General features: G+C 45.4%; 15 protein-coding genes and 1 other annotated feature. Of the genes, 4 read left to right on the forward strand and 11 right to left on the reverse strand.

Features of this window, described 5'->3' with window-relative positions:
• Window positions 1-149: 149 nt before the first annotated feature.
• The 4 genes from MKZ13_RS18355 to MKZ13_RS18370 all read right to left on the reverse strand — a co-directional run bounded on the left by MKZ13_RS18355 (window position 150) and on the right by MKZ13_RS18370 (window position 4,482).
• On the reverse strand, window positions 150-974 hold the full coding sequence (locus MKZ13_RS18355; RefSeq protein WP_074096946.1) for an ABC transporter permease: 825 nt from the start codon (window positions 972-974) through the stop codon (window positions 150-152).
• Between the two features lie 5 nt (window positions 975-979).
• Complete coding sequence (locus tag MKZ13_RS18360) at window positions 980-1,774, reverse strand: ABC transporter ATP-binding protein (protein WP_076210074.1); 795 nt, start codon at window positions 1,772-1,774, stop codon at window positions 980-982.
• Between the two features lie 29 nt (window positions 1,775-1,803).
• Window positions 1,804-2,808, reverse strand: a complete 1,005-nt coding sequence (locus MKZ13_RS18365) for an ABC transporter substrate-binding protein (protein WP_339177192.1) — start codon at window positions 2,806-2,808, stop codon at window positions 1,804-1,806.
• A 159-nt stretch (window positions 2,809-2,967) separates the two neighbouring features.
• Window positions 2,968-4,482: a carboxypeptidase M32 gene (locus MKZ13_RS18370; RefSeq protein WP_339177194.1), complete on the reverse strand. Its 1,515-nt coding sequence runs from the start codon at window positions 4,480-4,482 to the stop codon at window positions 2,968-2,970.
• A gap of 349 nt (window positions 4,483-4,831) precedes the next feature.
• Here MKZ13_RS18370 and MKZ13_RS18375 point away from each other — a divergent pair, with 349 nt between their 5' ends.
• From MKZ13_RS18375 to MKZ13_RS18390, 4 genes are all read left to right on the forward strand, one after another.
• Entirely contained in the window at window positions 4,832-5,407 is a 576-nt protein-coding gene (locus MKZ13_RS18375; protein ID WP_036613541.1) for a carbonic anhydrase, read from the forward strand.
• 173 nt (window positions 5,408-5,580) lie between these two features.
• Window positions 5,581-6,147, forward strand: coding sequence for a PadR family transcriptional regulator (locus MKZ13_RS18380; protein ID WP_036613540.1), 567 nt, complete (start codon window positions 5,581-5,583; stop codon window positions 6,145-6,147).
• Between the two features lie 98 nt (window positions 6,148-6,245).
• On the forward strand, window positions 6,246-6,743 hold the full coding sequence (locus MKZ13_RS18385) for a hypothetical protein (protein ID WP_339177198.1): 498 nt from the start codon (window positions 6,246-6,248) through the stop codon (window positions 6,741-6,743).
• A 5-nt stretch (window positions 6,744-6,748) separates the two neighbouring features.
• Window positions 6,749-7,027: a YxcD family protein gene (locus MKZ13_RS18390; RefSeq protein ID WP_017687903.1), complete on the forward strand. Its 279-nt coding sequence runs from the start codon at window positions 6,749-6,751 to the stop codon at window positions 7,025-7,027.
• A 156-nt stretch (window positions 7,028-7,183) separates the two neighbouring features.
• On the opposite strand, the gene tyrS is transcribed toward MKZ13_RS18390, so the two are convergent.
• From tyrS to MKZ13_RS18425, 7 genes are all read right to left on the reverse strand, one after another.
• Window positions 7,184-8,446 carry a tyrosine--tRNA ligase gene (tyrS, locus tag MKZ13_RS18395; protein ID WP_036672932.1) on the reverse strand — a complete coding sequence of 421 codons (1,263 nt, stop codon included), beginning with the start codon at window positions 8,444-8,446 and terminating at the stop codon, window positions 7,184-7,186.
• A gap of 116 nt (window positions 8,447-8,562) precedes the next feature.
• Window positions 8,563-8,790, reverse strand: a binding site (T-box leader).
• A gap of 99 nt (window positions 8,791-8,889) precedes the next feature.
• A complete protein-coding gene (locus tag MKZ13_RS18400) occupies window positions 8,890-9,339 on the reverse strand; it encodes a DUF4375 domain-containing protein (protein ID WP_221821711.1) in 450 nt (149 codons plus the stop codon).
• 10 nt (window positions 9,340-9,349) lie between these two features.
• The gene (locus MKZ13_RS18405; RefSeq protein ID WP_221821712.1) at window positions 9,350-9,802 is read right to left on the reverse strand and encodes an Imm63 family immunity protein; all 453 of its coding nucleotides are present in this window, start codon (window positions 9,800-9,802) and stop codon (window positions 9,350-9,352) included.
• A gap of 91 nt (window positions 9,803-9,893) precedes the next feature.
• The gene (locus MKZ13_RS18410; RefSeq protein WP_221821713.1) at window positions 9,894-11,363 is read right to left on the reverse strand and encodes a YdiU family protein; all 1,470 of its coding nucleotides are present in this window, start codon (window positions 11,361-11,363) and stop codon (window positions 9,894-9,896) included.
• 313 nt (window positions 11,364-11,676) lie between these two features.
• Window positions 11,677-12,993 (reverse strand): nucleobase:cation symporter-2 family protein, encoded by a 1,317-nt coding sequence (locus MKZ13_RS18415; protein ID WP_339177204.1) that lies wholly within the window; start codon window positions 12,991-12,993, stop codon window positions 11,677-11,679.
• A 323-nt stretch (window positions 12,994-13,316) separates the two neighbouring features.
• The gene (locus tag MKZ13_RS18420) at window positions 13,317-14,096 is read right to left on the reverse strand and encodes an NRDE family protein (protein WP_339177206.1); all 780 of its coding nucleotides are present in this window, start codon (window positions 14,094-14,096) and stop codon (window positions 13,317-13,319) included.
• Window positions 14,097-14,142: 46 nt separating this feature from the next.
• Complete coding sequence (locus tag MKZ13_RS18425) at window positions 14,143-14,442, reverse strand: Dabb family protein (RefSeq protein WP_339177208.1); 300 nt, start codon at window positions 14,440-14,442, stop codon at window positions 14,143-14,145.
• Between the last annotated feature and the right edge of the window lie 27 nt (window positions 14,443-14,469).

Consider the following 14,469-nt stretch of genomic DNA (forward strand, 5'->3'; position numbering starts at 1 on the left):
TCTTCTCCAATCATCGCATTCATTCCGGATCTGCGCGGAATAATCATACTAAATATGGTACTTGATTTTACGGTATCGGGCAACGTGACACCCCTTGTGAAATTGTATACATATCATCCCCGGTCACATTACGAGTAAAACACTCCGTATCACCTGCGGCCAGCCAGCATTTTGCGTTCTGCATAGACAACAAGTTGGTACATGGCTGTTGCAACTGCAGCAATAATTAACAGACTTGATAATACAAGTGTGAAGTTGAATACCTGGAATCCGTAGATAATCAGATAACCGAGCCCTTGTTTGGCGACCAGAAACTCACCTACAATTACACCAACCCAAGCCATGCCAACGTTCACTTTCAAGGTCGATACAATCGCCGGAAAAGAAGCAGGTAATACAACTTTCGTAAAAATCTCGGAACGGTCTCCACCAAACGTACGAATGACTTTAATATAATTGGGATCCACTTCATTGAAGCTGTTATACACGACCAATGTCGTGATAATGACCGTGATGGACAATGTGGTCATAACAATCGCTGTAAAACCCGCGCCGAACATCACAATAAAGATTGGGCCAAGTGCTACCTTTGGCATACTGTTGAACACAACCATATAGGGGTCCAACACTTTTGACAAAAAAGGAGACCACCAAATTAAAACCGCAAGCAAGGTTCCCACCAGTGTTCCCAGTAAAAAACCAACTGCCGTTTCCCCTACGGTTACCCCGACATGTGCCCACAACTCGCCACTAGCGATGTCCTTGCCAATCTGGGCAAAAACCTTACTCGGATAACTGAATAACAGTACATCAATCCAACGGAGTCTGCCTGCCACTTCCCATAGCAAAAACATACATACTAACATAGATAACTGTACGGCAAGCACTTGATGTCGCCATCTGGCCACCTGCTGAATATGATTCCGATGCAGCTGCCCCATCCATTCGTCACGCTTTTCCTGCTTCGGATTCATTGGATTCACGCGTCTTCCTCACCTCCCCCGGGCTGATCCAGTTCACTCCATAACGCCTGAAACAACGCATTGAATCCTTCTTGTTCCCTGGCATGAAACGGTTGAGCCTTCCGAATTCCATCGGGGATGATAAACTCACGACGGATGCGGCCGGGATTGCGATCAAGCACAATGACGCGGTCACTGACCGCAATGGCTTCAGACAAATCATGGGTGACGAGAACGGATGTTTTGCCAAACTGTTTTAACGTGTCCGAGACCAGATCCTCCAATTGCAGCTTGGTTTGATAATCAAGTGCTGAGAATGGTTCATCCAACAATAAAATCCCTGGGTCGGTTGCCAGCGTGCGCACCAGGGCTACTCGCTGTCTCATGCCTCCTGAAAGCTCTGAAGGGTACTGATTCTCCGTTCCGGCCAACCCCATACTTACCAGCAGTTCCCGTACACGCTCACGGCTCCGTTCATCCAGTCTGCCTGTTAGTTCAAGACCGATCAAAGCATTATCCAGAATGGTCCGCCATGGAAACAGATAGTCCTGTTGAAGCATATAACCAATCTGTGCTGAGGGGCCGCCAACAAGTTTGCCTTTAACCTTAACCTCTCCTCGGGTGGGTGTGAGCAGACCGGCAATGATCGACAACAATGTCGTTTTACCGCATCCACTCGGTCCAACCAGACTGACGAACTCTCCTTTTTGGATCTCCAGACTCAAGTCCTCAATCACCAAGGAAGCTTCCCGCTCGCTGACGTATACTTGAGAGATCCCCTCCAGTCGGATCACACTTTCGGATTCAGGCATTCTGCTCACTTCCTTTCCTGAATACCCCATTACTTTGATTTCGTAGCTTCTTCCGCATAGGCATTATCCACAATGGCATTCAAATCCACGCGTTCTTTCAACTCTCCGGCGGCACTCATGACATCAAGCAGATTGTTCCACTCTTCCTCATCAATGATTGGATCCGTTGCATAGCTGCCCTGTTCCCTATAACGGTTCACACTGCTTACCAAAATGGCTGGATCGATGTCTTTGAAAAAAGGAGAAATGACTTCAGCGATCTCTTCAGCCGTATGGGAATCCACCCATGCCTGCGCTTTGTGTAGACCATTCGTAAACTTCTGTACGATATCCTTATTGTCGTTAAGATAACTCTGTTTCGTCATGAAGACGGTATAAGGCAGAAGACCACCTTCTGTGCCAAAAGATGCAACAACCTTGCCCCGACCTTCTTGTTCAAAGATCGATGCCTGGGGTTCAAACAGTTGAACATAATCACCCGTGCCTGAGGCAAAAGCAGACGCAATGTTGGCAAAGTCCACATTTTGAATCAGCTCCAGATCACTTTGCGGATCAATGCCATGTTTGTTCAGTGCGAACTCCCCTGCCATTTGCGGCATGCCGCCTTTGCGTTGACCGAGAAATGTGGAATCCCTCAGTTGCTCCCAATCGAAGCTATCTTCTGTGTTACGAGCGAACAGAAATGTACCATCCATCTGGGTGAGCTGGGCAAAGTTAATGACCGGATCTTCCGCTCCCTGCTGATAGACATATATGGACGTCTCCGCCCCTACCAGTGCGATATCCACCGAACCTGCGAGTAATGCCGCCATCGTTTTGTCACCACCAGCAGTCGTTTGAATATCCACCTCAAGTCCCTGCTCTTCAAAAAAACCTTGAGCCACAGCGACATACTCCGGTGCGTAAAATACCGAACGAGTCACTTCGCCAATCGTAATCTTGGCTTCATTCTCTTCCTTATTACAGCTGGTGAGTGCCACAATGATAATCAGCAGAATAACGATGCCCCGGACGAACCATGGCGTGTATTTCATGTTGTTTCCCTCCTTCACTGGTTTCAGCAGTTTCTCTCTATTATGGATATGCCGATGCCCAACAAAAGGTTAAGAACTTAAATGCAAAAAAGAGCCGGGCAATGATGCCCGACTCTTCAGCTCTTCGAAATGTTATTCAATATGGTATATATGGGATACCTACAGCTTGTAAATCTCGGCGTATTTGGCTTCCAGATAATCGGCCAGATAATCCGGGTTCAATTCTTCACCCGTTACGGCGACAATCAATTCGGAAGGTGTGCGACTTTTCCCATAACGGTAGATCTTGTCTGTAAGCCATTCCTTAATTGGAATCAGATTACCTTCGGCAATGAAGGTATCAAACTCCGGCATTTCCTTGCGCAATGTATGTAGAATTTGAGCTGCATACATATTACCCAGAGAATACGAAGCAAAGTAACCAAAGTCACCACCAGACCAGTGAACATCCTGAAGAACGCCGTCTCCATCATTCGTTGGCATAATACCGAGGTATTCCTTGTATTTTGCATTCCAGGTCTCCGGCAGGTCTTTCACTTCCAGACCATCGTTGAATAACATTTTCTCAATCTCATATCGGATAATAATATGCAGGTTATAGGTCAGTTCATCCGCTTCAATCCGAATGAGTGAACTCTCCACCCGGTTGATTGCACGATAGAAATCTTCCAGTGCAACATCGCTCAGTTGTGGGAAATGCTGCTGCAAATCTTTGTAATAACGTGTCCAGAATGGCAGGCTGCGCCCAATCATGTTTTCCCAAAGACGGGACTGGGACTCATGAATCCCCATGGACGTACCTTCGGCAAGGAGGGTACCCGCCAGACTGTCATCAATATTTTGCTCGTACAGGGCATGCCCGCCCTCATGCAGGGAACTGAAGACTGCGCTTGCTACATCATCTTGCAGATAATGTGTTGTGATCCGCACATCACCCGGGTTAAGGCCCGTTGCAAAAGGATGAACACTCTCGTCCAATCGTCCAGCTTCAAAGTCATAGCCCATTTGTTCCAAGATGAACAGACTGAATTTTTCCTGCTGTTCGGTGTCAAACAACTGATTCAGGAACTCTGTATTTGGCTTGTTTTCTGAAGCATTAATCTTCTCTTGCAGAGGCACCAAACGTGCTTTGAGGCGGGCGAACACAGCATCCACTTTCTCAACCGTCAGATCCGGTTCATACATGTCAAGCAACGTATCATAACGTGTATCCTTCACACCCCAATAATCAATAAACTCCTGTTTGAGCTTAACGATATCTGTCAGATATGGGGAGAACCCTGCAAAATCACTGTTATGTTTCGCATCTTCCCATGCGGTTTCGGACTTGGCCGTGAGCACGGTATATGCTTGTACTTTTTCCGGTGGTACGGATTGACTGCGATCATATTCTTTCTTGCAATCTTCAACCAGACGACGATCTATATCTTCGAGCTGTTCCAATACCGCCGGAGTCGTTAATGCATCCAGGTAAGTCTTCATGTCAGCCGAGGTTTGCAACTTGAATGCTTCGGTGGACAACATACCCAGCGTCTCCGAACGAGTCGGAACGCCTTTTTTCGGCGCACCTGTGCGCAGATCCCAGTGAAGCAAACCAATGGCTTCATGATAGCTCTTAATTTTACGAGCCAGATTACGGAAGGATTCCAAATGTTCCTGTGTTTGTTTATCCATTGTTATCGTTCACCTCTTCAAAAAAAATGTTATACCCTATTGATGATACTTTTTGCATTGCGTATAATCAACTTTTAACAGATGAAAATTGCATTATTCTCCTTAAGATACGTGTTCAAAAAGTCTGATTTTCATTACCGAGAAGATAGAAATGGCGTTCAACTTCGATGCTGATGATGCCCTCAGGCATGATTCGTAATCAAAAGTGGACTTTTTGAACAACCTCTAAAGGGTTGGAGTAATGCCATCTGCTGACCGTGAAATACTATTAAAGCAAAGGCGCGTAGGACAAGCTGCATCATATGCAAGTGGCCGTGCTCGTCGTATTGGATAACAGGAGGCAATGGACATGAACAACATTCAAGAGATTTTGACTTACAACAAATCATTTGTCGAGACCAAAGAATACGAAAAGTATACGGCTGGCAAGTTTCCAACCAAAAAGATGGTTATCATCACTTGTATGGATACACGTCTGGTGGAATTGCTGCCCAAGGCTATGAACTTGAAAAACGGCGATGTGAAAATCATCAAAAACGCAGGCGCAATTATCTCTCAGCCTTTCGGGAGTGTAATGCGTAGTGTACTTGTCGCCATCTATGAATTGGGTGCAGATGAAGTCCTGGTAGTGGGACATACGGAATGTGGTATGGCTTCCCTTCACGCTGAGACCATGATTGGACATATGGTTGAGCGTGGCGTATCGGAAGAAGTCATGACTACTCTGGAGAATTCGGGCATCCGTTTACAAAAATGGTTGCGTGGGTTTGACAGCGTTGAAGAAGGGGTAAAACATACTGTGGAAGTGATCAAAAAGCATCCATTACTTCCTCCCAATGTACCCGTCCACGGCATGGTTATCGATTCTGCTACAGGTGAACTTGATCTTGTCGCTGAGGGGTATGGACAACAGGCATCTCTCTAAATGGTTTGGAGTGCGGACCTTATGGTTCGCACTTTTTTTGTCTAAATTAAGGCAGTTGTTCTGTCAGGTTGTCAAACCATACAGTTTCAGTGTACACTTTTTATGAAAGCGGTCAAAGAAAGTAAAAACGATTGTTCTCTCTGACCTAGCCCTAATATTAAGGAGACATGTGCATGAACATACTTTCCTACGGATTGCTCGGGCTGCTTACCCGCGAGGAGTCATCGGGCTACGATCTGATGCTGAAAATCCAGCCTCATTGGCAGGCGAAACACAGCCAGATCTACCCACTCCTGTCCAAGATGGAAAACGATGAGTTATTGGCCTCCCGCTGGGTACAACAGTCTGACAAACCGGACAAGAAAATGTACGCAGTTACGGAAAAAGGCATTGAAAAGCTCTTGGAATGGATGATTACTCCTGTTACCGCACCTGTTACACGCGATGAATTTAATTTGCGTATTTTGTGTGTTGGCATAGCGGAAGACGGAAGCATGAGACGCATTCTTAACGAGCGTAAAAGCTGGTTTATGGAACGCATACGTTATTTCGAGGATCTGAAGTCACGTATACCTCAGGATAATCTTCGTGTAGGCAACCGAGATTTTGGAAGCTACATCCTGGTACAAAAAGGGTTAATGCACGCACAAACAGGCCTGGAATGGTGTCATTGGGTTACCCAATTACTTGATGGCCAAGCTGCAATTCAAGACCCAAGTCCAAGCGTTTCAGAAATTTAATAAAATTTGAAACGTTCCTGCAAGTTGACCGTATTACATGAGTAAGGCCCATTTTTGGGCGATTCAAACAAATTAATCGGGGGGTTACGATCTTTACAATGAAGAAAAAATTCGGAGTTAAACATCTAATGATGGTATTTATGGCCTTTACATTATTGTTCGCAACAGTGGGAGTAGCGAATCCGGATTCTGCAGATGCAAGACGCGGTGGCGGATTCAAATCCGGTACGAAAAGTTATAGCAATACACCTAAGAAATCCGACAGCAATGTAAGCAAATCGAATACGAATAACAATTCCAGCAATGGAGCAGCTACAACGAACCGTGGCGGATTCTTCGGCGGTGGCGGCGGATTCATGAAAGGCATGATGCTTGGTGGTCTTGCTGGTATGATGTTTGGCGGATTGTTCGGTGGCATGGGCGCTCTGGGTAACATCCTTGGATTGCTCGTGAACGTTGCAGCAATTATGTTGATTGTTATGCTGGCTATGGCACTCTTCAGAGCCATCTCCAATCGTCGCAAACCTGCAGCGGATGGTCGTTATGACCGTCGCAATGATCGTGATGATGACCGTAACAGAAACGGACGGTACTAATCTCTATGGTTCTGAGCATGGATGAAATTGTGAATGCAATCTGTATTCATATGGCAGAACGTAAGGGTGTACGTCCAACCGATGTAAATGTAGAACTGAGCTGGGAAGAAGATACAGGTTATTCCGCTGAAGTTTGGATTCAAGGCCGTAGTCAATATCTGGTGGAGTCCAATATGATTGAAGCGATTCTTCGTTACCTGCACAGTGAATACAACATCCGGGCGTACCGTGAGAATGTACGACTTGATCTGGATGAAGAAATCACAGCGATCGTTAATCAATAAGATAGGTCACTCACTGGCCTGATATACGAAAGGCCGCCTCACCTCTGTCGCCTGACAGAGATGGAAGGCGGTCTTTTTGTTTCTGTATTTGTAGCTCTATTTGTGCGTCTATTGTAGTCTCTATACGTCTCTGTGTTACGTTCTAATTCTTGGAAACTACGATTGAAGTTTAACCAGGCTGTAGTTCTTCTTACCTTTACGGATAATGATGAATTTACCGCCAATGGCATGCTCTGCCGACACTGTGAATTCAAGCTCCGTGATTTTCTCACCGTTCATGGAGATAGCGCCTTTAGTGACATCCTCACGCGCCTGGCGTTTGGATGGCTCCAACCCCAGATCTACGAGCCAGTCGACGATATTTTTCGCTTCCCCGTCCGTTTCAAATGTTGGCATTTCCTTGAAACCCTGCTCGATTTCATCTGCTGTCAGGGAACGGATATCACCACTGAACAGCGCCGCTGTAATACGCTTAGCCTGTTCGAGCATTTCTTCGCCGTGAACGAATTTTGTCATTTCTTCCGCGAGTGCTTTCTGTGCTTCACGTCTGTGCGGCTCTGTCTCTACCTTTTCAGCCAAAGCTTCGATTTGTTCTTTGCTGAGGAAAGTAAAGTATTTCAAGTATTTAATGACATCACGGTCATCTGTATTCGCCCAGAACTGGTAGAACTCAAATGGTGTTGTTTTGTTCGGGTCAAGCCAGATTGCGCCGCCAGCTGTTTTACCAAATTTGGTACCGTCGGATTTGAGCATGAGTGGAATGGTCAGACCGTACGCCTTCGCTTCAGATCCTTCTTTTTTACGAATCAGATCAAGACCACTTGTGATGTTACCCCATTGATCCGAACCACCGATTTGAAGCTGTACATCTTCGTTCTGGAACAGGTGCAGGTAGTCGAGTGATTGAAGGATCTGGTAGGAAAACTCGGTGAACGAGATTCCGCCTTCCAATCTGCTCGCAACCACATCCTTAGCCAACATTGTGTTAAGGTTAAAGTTTTTGCCGTAGTCACGCAAGAATTCAATCACATTGATTTTGTGTGTCCAATCGTAGTTGTTCACCATGCGAACCTGATTATCACCGTCTGTTACGAACAACTTCTTCATCTGCGCTGTCAGTGCATCCACATTCTCCTGCACTTGCTCCATCGTTTGCAAAGAACGCTCAGCCTGCCGACCACTTGGATCACCAATCGTTCCTGTAGCTCCACCAATCAGAATGACTGGACGGTGTCCTGCCAGTTGAAAACGTTTCAGCATCATGAATGGAATGAGATGTCCGATATGCATGCTGTCCCCCGTAGGGTCAACGCCGCAGTACAATGAGATTGATTTGGTTTCGGTCAACTCACGCAGTCCCTCTGCATCTGTCTGCTGGTTAATGGCGTCACGCCACTGTAGTTCATCAATAATATTCATGTGTATAACCCCTTTTCTATCCTCAAGATTCAGTCATGATCTACGTTAAAATACGAAATTACACGCTGGAACGGCTTTTTTGGACACAAAAAAATCGCCTCCTTGTCTTCATTAGACACAGGGACGATTATCATAACCGTGGTACCACCCAAATTGCATGGACAACACGTGAGCTTAACACGTTATCCATACCACTTTTGGCAATATATCGTTTGCCCATCCGCTTGGCATTACCCAAGTACTCCAGAGTGTAATTCGCAGCCCTTGTATGTATCAGGTTCCATCAACCCCTGACTTTCTGTAACAGGGACAAAGCCGCTACTGCGCTCTATCAACGTGATTCATGTATTCAATTTATAGCAAGTATAGCCGAACGTTTCAGTCATTGCAAGACCAAGTATACAATCTTTGAACTGAACCACGGATGCACAGTTGAAACCAGATTATATAATCATCATGTTCAATTTTCCGTGATAATAACCATACGCTTTCTCCGCGACCTGATCCTCATTGTTCCAAAACTGCAGATCTAACGCATCTAACTGCTGCTCTTGTTCCTTTGTCAGGAATTTAGGTATATCCCATAGTTCAGTAAGCCTTTCATCCTCTTTCAAGTGCTCAATGCAGCCATATGCTGACGTTATAATCTCCACGACTTGAGTCGCATCAATGATATGTAATGCCCGCAACGCGTAACGGTATACCTCTTCCCCCCAGTTGCAGAAAAACTGTATAAAACCGCCATTAAAGACATCCGCCTCTAACAGCCATAAAGCAGCAATGTCCTGCTCGTTCGAAGTCAACGAAGCCCAGCCCTGTTCAAATTCATTCTTTTTTTCGACAAATAACACAGCAAAGTCATACCATACATCATTAATATCTTGCTCGCTCATGTAACACACCTCACTTTTCTTTATGCATGCTCTCCAACTCCTGACGTTTACCCGCCTGATGCCAATGTGAATACGGATCACCGATCTGCTGGAAGGCTTCCTGAACACCCCTGTTCAGGTCCTTCATCACTTCATTTGTATAGTTCAAATGCGTCTCTTTATTATCCACGCCATTTCGTTCCAACAATCCTACATGCGTCGCGGTGAAAATAATATCCTCCAGCACCCAATAGATGACTTCATCCGGCTGTTTCACCCGTTTCTCCAATGAAACGAGACCACGTTCGTATATTCGAACGATATACGCATCTTCTTCAGCCTCTACATAAGGCACCCCATCCCACTTAAAGCTCTCAAACAAGCGGTTAACATAGTTCTGCATCTGTTCCCTAGGGAAAGATGTACGCTCTAAAAGCTGTAAAAGGATGTCTGCCAATTGTTGTTTGCTTAACATGTTGGACATGAATGCACCTGCCTCTATAAAGTAACGTCGATGACAGAATGAAAAAATGAAAAAGCTGCCCAAGGCAGCCTCTTCATTCCATACTGTTCAATCAGGTCCCACAAAAAGTCTGATACGAAGTATTGCATTGTGCAGGTAGTTCGGCATATTCAGCCTGCTCAGGTGAGTGCGCAAACGGATCTGAAAGAACTGCCAAAAGCTTCTGCATCACGCTAAGATCTCCGTGGTTCTCCGCTTGCTCAAGGGCTTCCTCAACCCGATGATTGCGGGGAATGACGGCTGGATTGTTCGTTCTCATCAACTCCCGAGAGACTTCCTTCGCCCCTTGCTGTCTGTCCAATCTTGCTTGCCACCGCTCATTCCATTCAGCAAATTCTGCCGTGCCAAACAAAGCTGTCCCTTCCAACCTATCAAAGGTCAATGCCAGGAACGTATTGGTGTAATCTGCACTATGCTTTTCCATGAGTTCAAGAAGCTCCTTGATCAACGCTTCATCTTCGGCCTCTTCATCGGACAAGCCCAGTTTGGCACGCATTCCCTTGAGCCAATGATGATGGTACAATTCAGAAAATTGTGCGATAGCATCCTGAGCGAGTTGCACGGCCTGTTCTTCATCTTCATGCAGCAACGGCAGAAGCGTCTCGGCAAAACGAGCCAAATTCCACCCCGCAATATACGGTTGATTACCATAAGCATAGCGACCTTGCCTGTCAATGGAGCTAAATACGGTTGAAGGATTGTAAGCATCCATAAAGGCGCACGGACCATAATCGATGGTCTCACCACTGATCGCCATGTTATCCGTGTTCATCACGCCATGAATGAAACCAACACGCTGCCATTGGGCAATGAGTGCCGCCTGCCGTTTAATTACTTCCTGAAGGAGCAAAAGATAGCGATTCTCAGCTTGGGCAACATCAGGAAAATGTCGATGCAACGTATAATCAGCCAACGCCCGAAGATCGTCGATAGATCCCCATCTGGCTGCATACTGGAAGGTTGCTACCCGGATATGACTGGAAGCCACCCGGGTTAAAATGGCACCCGGCCGCTCTGTTTCACGGATAATGTTTTCTCCTGTTGATACCACCGCCAGACTGCGTGTCGTTGGAATACCCAGTGCATACATCGCTTCACTAATAATATACTCACGCAACATGGGCCCTACAGCAGCACGTCCATCTCCCCCACGGGAGTAGGGTGTTCTTCCTGATCCTTTGAGCTGGATATCCACTCGCTCGCCCTGTGGCGTAATCTGTTCACCCAGCAGCAAAGCACGTCCATCTCCAAGCATGTTAAAATTGCCAAATTGATGTCCTGCATAGGCCTGAGCCAAAGGCTCGGCTCCTTCCGGAATCGAATTACCTGCAAAAATTTGCGCTCCTTCATCACTGTCAAGAGACTCCACATCCAGTCCTAGGCTGGATGCAAGCAGTCGATTGAAAATGATCAGCTTTGGTGATTCAACAGGCACTGCGCCCTGACTTGTAAAAAAGGGTTGCGGTAACTTCGCATAACTATTCTCCAAGTTCCACCCTTTGTTCAATGTTTCTTGTTGCATGGTGATCACAACTCCTTTTCTGTACCCCAGGGATATCCCTTGGTTATATTGTAGCCTTGTGAACCAATGCTCATTTATGTAGTCGCATGGAAATTCAATGTAAGATGTTGTTGACTTAAACGAACATCTAAAATGTTCTTGATGAAACTTTAGCATATTTGCATGCCTTTTGCATTCCTCATGAATCGTAAGCACAAAAAAATCCAAGAGATTTCTTTGCCAAGTGGAATCAGTGTCTTTCACTCCACTTCCCAGAAAACCCTCTTGGATCTATTCCTCTTACTACCAGATGACACATCAGTTATTACAAAGATTACGTGTGTGCTTCTTGAGCCTGTACAGGCTGTACTGGCAAGCTCTCTTTTTTCAAAGCAAGGTTAAAGAAGACATTAAGCAGGATCGCTGACAGGCTTCCCGTGATAATACCATCGCTAACAATAATCCGAATACTTTGAGGAAGCTGGGCAAACAGGTCGGGTACAGCAGTAACGCCGAGCCCAAGTGAAACGGAGCAAGCCACGATCAATAGATTGGATTGTTTGCCAAAGTCGACGTTTTGCAGCATTTTGATCCCGGATGAGACGACCATTCCAAACAGGACAACAGTCGCTCCTCCGAGGACAGCACTTGGAATAATGGTTGCAAAAGCAGCTACCTTCGGAATGAGTCCCAGAAAGATTAGAATACCTCCGGCTGCAACCACCACATTGGTCGTTTTCACCTTGGAGAGCTGAACCAAACCGACATTCTGAGCAAATGTATTGTATGGAAAGGCATTGAATATGCCACCTAGAACAAACGCGAGACCTTCTGCGCGATATCCCCGTGCCAGATCTTTTTCGTTGATCGGTTGATCACAGATTTTGCTCAAAGCCATAAATACACCTGTTGATTCGATGATAACCACCGTACCTACAATAATCATTGTTATGATTGGGCCTATTTCGAAGGTAGGCCATCCAAAGTAAAAGGGTTGAGGCAAATGGAACCAGGAGGCTTCCTGTACAGAGGCAAAATTCACTTTTCCCATGATAGCTGCGATGAGGGTTCCCACAATAATACCAAGGAGAACAGCCAGGGATTTAACAAAACCACGAGCATATCGATTCAGGATTAGAATGAACAGTAATACACCAAATGAAAGCGCCAAATTGTCCAAACTTCCGAAATTCTCGCTGTTTGCTCCACCCGCCATGTTTTTAATGCCGGTTGGGATTAGCGCAAGACCGATAATGGTTACCACTGTACCGATCACAACTGGCGGAAACAATTTGACGATTTTGCTAAAAAATACGGCAAAGATGACGATAAACAACCCCGTTGCGATGATCGACCCATATATGGCAGGAATTCCGTATTGCGATCCTATCGCAATCATGGGTGTCACTGCTACAAAAGAACTTCCGAGCACCGCTGGCAAACCAATACCCAAATACTTCCCTTTTCGAGCCTGAAGCCATGTTGCAATCCCACACGTTAACAGATCAATGGATACCAGATACGCCAACTGCTCTGCAGTCAGATTTAGTGCTCTGCCCACAAGCAAAGGCACCAGAATTGCTCCCGCATACATCGCGAGTACGTGCTGAATTCCCAGTGAAAAAACTCTCATCTTTTTGGTTTCTTTCATCCCACGTTGCCCCCCTGAAATTAGAATCAACAGAACCGTTGCAAAATCATGTTATGTTGATTCACATTATATAAACTATTCAGGGAAGTTCCATGATTCATAACATAGAATTGTGATAAGAGACAAAGAGCCCAACTAAAATTGGGCGTGTTATACAAAAGGTACTCTCAGACCGTTTATATTGTGTTATATTAGTTGACGTGGAAAATTTAAATAATTCTTTACACTCAGAAGCAATGAAACATGAACTTTGGATATAACTTCAGTGATTCATGTAAATTCATGTTAATGCATAATGTCAGAACATCATTTCTTTCATATTCTCAGCTTGTCGTGTTAAGAGGTTTGATGTTAAAACGTTGCTCCATTACCTCTCCGTTCTGGTGAACCCTCTCCGTAAAAAACACTTCTTCTCTGTTCATCAGAACAACGGATGAAGCTCTGGTCCCATAGTCGAATTTCTCACTTCTAACAAAGATGGGAGAAAGCAAACGTTCCCATTCCAATGGAACACCTGTATGGGGTAAAAGCTCATCCACTGAAGGGTCTGCCACTTGCAGCAAACCTAATATTTGTTCTGTCAGGGTTGCTTCGTCCTTCCCTTGGATGATTTTCTCCAGTCCTTCTTTCCCACGTTTCACCTTGGGCCAATCTGTATTAATCAAGTGATTACTAATCCCGTATATTCCAGGTTTCAACTTCATCACAACATTACCCTCATTAGAATAATAATAGAGGTCGTCAGGATCACCCACTAACAAATTGTAGCCAGGATAATCATTGCGACTTCTCTCCGCGTGTTGTATATATTGCTCAGGTGTGGACGTTCCCTTTAAAAAATCAGCAACCAGATCTCCTCTTGAGCCCTTGGCATGTATATCTTCATTTGGATCACGATAATTCGTAACAGCAGCCAGACGCCCACCTTTGGTTACGCCCATCCAGGTTCCCATTTTCGACAAATCCCGGCCAGCCAATATATGAGGATGGTCTTCCCAATAGTGTGCTTGAGCCGTAGGTCTGTGATAGAATTCATCCCTATTTGATCCCAATATAAGCGGATACTTTGGATGCATGTTGTAAGCAAATAAAATTAAACACATGGGAATCTTCAACTCCTATATTCGTTAAACCTCTGATTTCGCGCCTTTAAATGGCATAATCAACCACAATTACATCTTTCACCCAACCATCGAGGGAAGCTACAAATGCCTGATGAGCAGGATGTGGACCATAGGCGCGTAATGCCCCCTGATCTTCAAACGTCACTCTCAATCCAATCGTGTAACCTTGAATACGGTCCGTTTCTTCCGTTGCATTAATTCCTGCGGTCAGCCCGACAATCCCCGGGATTTGTTCCTGTAACGCGAGTAATTGATCCACCAATTCCTGCTGTTTGGCTAACGTGGTTTTATCGTTAAATTTAAAAACAACCAAATGTTCAAACATCTTGTTATTCCTCCCATGTCCATTCGA

Source organism: Paenibacillus sp. FSL R5-0701, assembly GCF_037973995.1.
Taxonomy (GTDB): Bacteria; Bacillota; Bacilli; order Paenibacillales; family Paenibacillaceae; genus Paenibacillus.

Coding starts and splice junctions, on each gene's coding strand:
- MKZ13_RS18365 (WP_339177192.1), bottom strand. CDS start 2,808: ATGAAATACACGCCATGGTTCGTCCGGGGCATCGTTATTCTGCTGATT.
- MKZ13_RS18420 (WP_339177206.1), bottom strand. CDS start 14,096: ATGTGTTTAATTTTATTTGCTTACAACATGCATCCAAAGTATCCGCTT.
- MKZ13_RS18390 (WP_017687903.1), top strand. CDS start 6,749: ATGGTTCTGAGCATGGATGAAATTGTGAATGCAATCTGTATTCATATG.
- MKZ13_RS18380 (WP_036613540.1), top strand. CDS start 5,581: ATGAACATACTTTCCTACGGATTGCTCGGGCTGCTTACCCGCGAGGAG.
- MKZ13_RS18400 (WP_221821711.1), bottom strand. CDS start 9,339: ATGAGCGAGCAAGATATTAATGATGTATGGTATGACTTTGCTGTGTTA.
- MKZ13_RS18375 (WP_036613541.1), top strand. CDS start 4,832: ATGAACAACATTCAAGAGATTTTGACTTACAACAAATCATTTGTCGAG.
- MKZ13_RS18425 (WP_339177208.1), bottom strand. CDS start 14,442: ATGTTTGAACATTTGGTTGTTTTTAAATTTAACGATAAAACCACGTTA.
- MKZ13_RS18355 (WP_074096946.1), bottom strand. CDS start 974: ATGAATCCGAAGCAGGAAAAGCGTGACGAATGGATGGGGCAGCTGCAT.
- MKZ13_RS18370 (WP_339177194.1), bottom strand. CDS start 4,482: ATGGATAAACAAACACAGGAACATTTGGAATCCTTCCGTAATCTGGCT.
- MKZ13_RS18410 (WP_221821713.1), bottom strand. CDS start 11,363: ATGCAACAAGAAACATTGAACAAAGGGTGGAACTTGGAGAATAGTTAT.
- MKZ13_RS18360 (WP_076210074.1), bottom strand. CDS start 1,774: ATGCCTGAATCCGAAAGTGTGATCCGACTGGAGGGGATCTCTCAAGTA.
- MKZ13_RS18385 (WP_339177198.1), top strand. CDS start 6,246: ATGAAGAAAAAATTCGGAGTTAAACATCTAATGATGGTATTTATGGCC.
- tyrS (WP_036672932.1), bottom strand. CDS start 8,446: ATGAATATTATTGATGAACTACAGTGGCGTGACGCCATTAACCAGCAG.
- MKZ13_RS18405 (WP_221821712.1), bottom strand. CDS start 9,802: ATGTCCAACATGTTAAGCAAACAACAATTGGCAGACATCCTTTTACAG.
- MKZ13_RS18415 (WP_339177204.1), bottom strand. CDS start 12,993: ATGAAAGAAACCAAAAAGATGAGAGTTTTTTCACTGGGAATTCAGCAC.